Raw genomic sequence first — 4,818 nt, 5'->3', positions numbered from 1 at the left:
CGACGGCGACGCGGCAGCACGCCCCGGTGACGAGGCGCAGGCCGACGGCGACGCGAGACGCCGACCGGCGCCCGGCGCGGGGGCCGCCCCGGGCGCCGGTAGGGTCCGGATGTGGGAACCGACCGGGCGGGCGCGACGACGCCCGATGCCGACGCCCGCATCGCCGATCTGCCCGCGCGCCTCGCCGTCGTACGGGCCCGGGTCGCAGCGGCCGCCACTGCCGCGGACCGCTCGCCGCAGGACGTCCGCATCCTGCTCGCCAGCAAGACGATGCCGGTCGAGGTCGTCCGTGCCGCCGTCGTCGCGGGGGCGGACCTCCTCGGCGAGAACCGCGTCCAGGAGCTCGTCGCCAAGGCACCGGCGCTGGCGGACCTCGGGCCCGCCGTCCACGTCATCGGCCCGCTGCAGTCCAACAAGGTCAACGCCGCGCTCGCCTGGGCCGCGTGCGTGCAGAGCGTCGACACCCTCGACCTCGCCCGGCGCCTGTCGAGCCGCTGCGTGGCGACCGATCGTGACCTCGAGGTGATGGTGCAGGTCAACGTCTCCGGCGAGCCGACCAAGCACGGCGTCGCACCCGCGGACGCGGTGGCCCTGGCCACGGCCGTCGCGGCGCTCCCCCGGCTGCGGCTGACCGGCCTGATGACGGTGGGCGCGCGCTCGCACGACGTCGCCCTGGTGCGCTCCGGCTACAGGCTCCTTCGCGAGCTGCGCGACGCCGTCGCCGGCAGCGGTGCGCCCGGGACGGCCGGGGCCACCGAGCTGTCGATGGGCATGAGCGGGGACATCGAGGCAGCCGTCGCCGAGGGGTCGACCCTGCTGCGGATCGGCAGCGCGGCCTTCGGGCCCCGTGCGCCGCTGGCCTGACCCGGCACGCGACCGTCTCCCGCCCGCGGCGCCCGACCACCACCACCACCGTCGCCGTCGCCGTCACCGTCGCCGTCGGGGCGCCCCACCGTCACGGCACCCGCGCGGTCCACCCCGGCGTGCCGAACTTGCTCGCGACGAGGGCCAGCGCCCGCTCGCGCTCGGCCGGCGTCACGGCACCGTCGATCGTGGCATACCGCGAACGGAAGTGTGCCTTGAACGCCTCGATCACGTCGGCCCGGGCCATCCCGGTCTGCGAGCGCAACGGGTCCACCCGCTTGTTGGCGCTCGTGGTGCCCTTGTCGGAGAGCTTCTCCCGCCCGATCCGCAGCACCTCGAGCATCTTCGTGGCGTCGATGTCGTAGGCCATCGTCACGTGGTGCAGCACGGCCCCGCTGGCCAGCCGCTTCTGCGCCGCCCCCGCGATCTTGCCTGCCGGCGAGGCGATGTCGTTGAGCGGCACGTAGGTGGCCGCAATGCCCAGCCCGCCCAGCGCGCCGAGCACCCAGTCGTCCAGGAAGGCGTAGGACTTCTCGAAGCTCAGCCCCTCGACCAGGGACGCCGGGACGGTCAGGGAGTAGGTGATGGTGCTGCCCGGCTCGATGAACATTGCGCCGCCGCCGGAGATGCGCCGCACGACGGTGATCCCGTGCCGCTCGGCGGCCTCGGCATCCACCTCGTTGCGCAACGACTGGAACGAGCCGATGACGACGGCGGGCGCGCCCCACTCCCAGAGGCGCAGGGTCGGGCCGCGCGTGCCGGCCCCGACGGCCTCGGCGAGCACCTCGTCGAGCGCCATGTGCATCGCGGGCTCCTCCGCCGCCTCGTGCACGATCTCGAAGGTGTGGTCCTCCCACCGCGTCGCGTGCCCCAGTGCGCGGCGCACGGCGATCGCGATCGCCTCGGGGGTGAAACCCACCATCGTGACGTCCGGGGTGAGTGCGGCCTCGAGGACCTGTGTCAGCTGGGCCACGGTCGAGGTGACCGGCACCCCGAGCAACGCGGCGTCGATCGCCCCGAGAGCGGAGTCGGGCTCGAGGAAGAAGTCGCCGCTCACCGCGACGTCGGTCAGCGCGCCGCCGTCGACCTCGACGTCGACCGCCACGAGCTTGCCACCAGGCACCTTGTACTCTCCGCGCATCCGCAGATCATCCCAGGGATGCGCGACGGGGTGCACCCGCGGTCGCCGGGTGCAGCCCGTCGCGCCTGTGGCCTCAGTGGTGCCCGCGCGCGATGACCCGGATCATCTTGAGGTTGATCGCGAGGAACCGGTACGCCTGGTAGACGAGGTTCTGGCGCCGCTTCAGGGTCGCGGGGGTGGGCAGGGGCGCGCTGGCGATCGACTCGCCGGTCGCGGTGGTGGCGTCCATGGGGGGTCCTCTCAGGTCGTGGGGGTCGTCACTCGGGGATGAGGAACCAGAGCGGACGCGCCTTGGCCTTGTAGATGAACAGGTAGTGCAGCAGGGCCTTCATCCAGTGCCCGGCCAGCCCGATCTCGCCCGAGGTCCCCTTGACGTCGCGTCCCGTGGCCGGGTAGCGCACCCGGTCCGGGACCACGGGGAACATCGTCATCGAGGCCGCCGAGCCTCGACGCAGGCCGGACCCCGCCGAGGCGATGCACGCGGCACCCATCCGGGCCATCGAGGCCTCGTGCGCGTGCGCCGACGGGTCCTTGACGAGGTCGCGGATGGTCTCGGCGACCACCCGGGCCTGGATGCCGGACGGCATGCCGGTGCGCGGCGGCGCCGGCGTGATGACCGTGCCGTTGGGGCTCTTGCGTGGTACCGAGATGGGGTGCGGCGGGGCGAACGCGATCCCCGGGGCGAAGATGTTCGGGTACGTCGGGTTGCGGTAGGTGGTCGGCCAGTCCTCGGCCCGCCACTCCTCGTAGGGCTTGGGCGTGTAGTCCGCGTCGACCTTGAGGAACCCGCTCGGCGCGAACAGGACGTCGGTGATCTCGGTGCCCGCGCGGTCGAAGGCCTTGAGGTCCGCGCCGCGGAACGGCGGCAGCAGCATCGCGAAGTCGAAGTCGAGCGTGTGCTCGCTGCCGTCCAGCTGCTCGTAGTGCACCACGCCCGGCTCGACCTTCTGGACGTGCGACTGGACGATCGCCGTGACGCCGCGCTCGCGGAACAGGGACTCGGTCCACGTCTTGCTCGAGGTGGTGAACCCCTGCTGGGTGAAGCTCATGCCGCCGACGCCGAAGTCGCCGAGCTCGTTCTCGTTGGTGAGGTAGACCACCTCGGCCTTGTCGCGGACGCCGCGCTCGCGCAGCTCGTGCTCGACGTTGAACGTGTACTCGAACGCGGCACCCTCGCAGGTGCACATGCCGTGGCCCGTGCCGATGACGATCTTCTTGCTCTGACCGGCCTGCATCTGCGCGATGAGCCGGTCGAACGCGTGGGCCGTCTCCTCGGCGTGCGACGCCGTGCAGACCGACCACGAGTTGCCGTCCGGGCCGAGGCCGGGGGTGGCCGCGAAGTTGAGTCTGGGCCCGGTCGCGTTGACGAGGTAGTCGTAGGTGAGGCGCCGGGTCTGCCCCTCGGTGGCCTTCTCGGTGGAGCGGATCTCGACCTGGGGTCGCGCGTCGTCTGTCGTGCCCTCGGGGAAGATCGTGGTCCCGAAGGCCTGGTGGAACTCGATGCCCTTGCGCCGGTAGATGGGTGCGAGCGGGAAGACCACCTTCTCCGGGGCCATCTTGCCCACGCCGACCCAGATGTTCGACGGGATCCAGTTCCACTTCGAGCTCGGTGACACGACGACGACGTCGTGCTCCTTGCCCAGCCACCGACGCAGGTGCAGGGCGGCCGTGTGCCCAGCGATGCCCGCCCCAAGAATCACGACTCGTGCCACCGACGATCTCCTCCTCGAGCCCGTGGTGCCGGCCGCCGCGCCGTCGTCCGACAGCGCCGGGTCACGGCCCGCACCGGTGAGGGCCCGCCGACACAGTACCCCCAGGGGTATGTACGACGGCAAGTCTCTCCACGGTGTCGACCGCTCGGCCCACCATGGCCCACGCTCCTCCGTCGCGACGCGGGCGCCCACGGACCTACGGCCCGGACCGGGGACCCGCCACGTGCCGGACGTGCTCGGCGTCACCCTAGGCTGGCGCGGTGCCGCACGACATCAGCTGGGACGAGTACAACGCGCACCAGCACGGCCGCGCACCGCGCCAGCTGCTGCTCGAGGCGCTCGCGCTGCGCCGTCCCGACGTCGACGAGGCACTGGCTGACGTGCCGGGCGGCGCGCACGACGTCGTGCCGGCGCCCCCGGTCGGTGCACCGGTCGCCGTCGACCTCGGGTGCGGCGAGGGCATCGAGGTCGAGGTGCTGCTCGCCGCGGGCTGGCACGTCCACGCGGTCGACGGCGAACCCGCAGCCCTTGCCCGGCTGGTGGCGCGGGTCGACCCGGCCGTGCGGGACCGCCTGCACGTGCAGCACCGTGCGTTCGGCGAGGTCGGGGACCTGCCGGCCGCCGACCTGGTCCACTCCTCGTACGCGCTGCCCTACTGCCCGCCGGAGGACTTCGACGCGCTGTGGCGACGGGTCCGCGGCGCGCTGCGACCGGGCGGCATGCTCGTCGTCCAGCTCTTCGGGGTGCGCGACGGCGCGGCCGGCACCTCGGGCATGACGTTCCACACGCTCGCGCAGGTCCAGGGGCTCCTGGCGGGCCTGGACCTGCTGCACTGGCGCGAGGAGGACGAGCCCGGGACGTCGTTCACCGGCCCCAAGCACTGGCACGTCTTCCACGTCGTGGCGCGGCGGCCGGCGGTGGGCTGACCGCGCCTGCCGATGGCCGCCCGCGACCACCCGCCGCCCCGCCCCGTCGTCAGGCCGAGCGGTCGGTCACCCCAGCCCGCAGCAGGCCGAACGTGATGGAGTCGACCAGCGCCTCCCACGACGCCTCGACGATGTTCGGTCCCACGCCCACCGTCATCCACGTGGTCTCGGCCTC

The 4,818-nt window shown here is 73.0% G+C and carries 5 protein-coding genes; 2 read left to right on the top strand and 3 right to left on the bottom strand.

The window, feature by feature from the left end:
* Nucleotides 1-111 precede the first annotated feature (111 nt).
* Complete coding sequence (locus PKY62_RS12090) at nucleotides 112-864, top strand: YggS family pyridoxal phosphate-dependent enzyme (protein ID WP_324537301.1); 753 nt, start codon at nucleotides 112-114, stop codon at nucleotides 862-864.
* A gap of 91 nt (nucleotides 865-955) precedes the next feature.
* Here the strand turns inward: PKY62_RS12090 and lplAB are convergent, their stop codons facing one another.
* The 3 genes from lplAB to PKY62_RS12075 form a co-directional block, all read right to left on the bottom strand.
* Nucleotides 956-2,005 (bottom strand): lipoate-protein ligase LplAB, encoded by a 1,050-nt coding sequence (gene lplAB / locus PKY62_RS12085; RefSeq protein ID WP_324537299.1) that lies wholly within the window; start codon nucleotides 2,003-2,005, stop codon nucleotides 956-958.
* Between the two features lie 73 nt (nucleotides 2,006-2,078).
* Entirely contained in the window at nucleotides 2,079-2,234 is a 156-nt protein-coding gene (locus PKY62_RS12080; RefSeq protein ID WP_324537297.1) for a hypothetical protein, read from the bottom strand.
* Nucleotides 2,235-2,262: 28 nt separating this feature from the next.
* A complete protein-coding gene (locus PKY62_RS12075) occupies nucleotides 2,263-3,717 on the bottom strand; it encodes an NAD(P)/FAD-dependent oxidoreductase (RefSeq protein ID WP_324537295.1) in 1,455 nt (484 codons plus the stop codon).
* Between the two features lie 260 nt (nucleotides 3,718-3,977).
* Between PKY62_RS12075 and PKY62_RS12070 the strand changes: the two genes are divergently transcribed.
* Nucleotides 3,978-4,643, top strand: a complete 666-nt coding sequence (locus PKY62_RS12070) for a class I SAM-dependent methyltransferase (RefSeq protein ID WP_324537292.1) — start codon at nucleotides 3,978-3,980, stop codon at nucleotides 4,641-4,643.
* Nucleotides 4,644-4,818: the final 175 nt, after the last annotated feature.

Source organism: Actinotalea sp. (genome assembly GCF_035443605.1).
Taxonomy (GTDB): Bacteria; Actinomycetota; Actinomycetes; order Actinomycetales; family Cellulomonadaceae; genus Actinotalea.
Note: the sequence above shows the minus strand (reverse complement) of the source record. Positions and strands in the feature narration are given on the sequence as shown.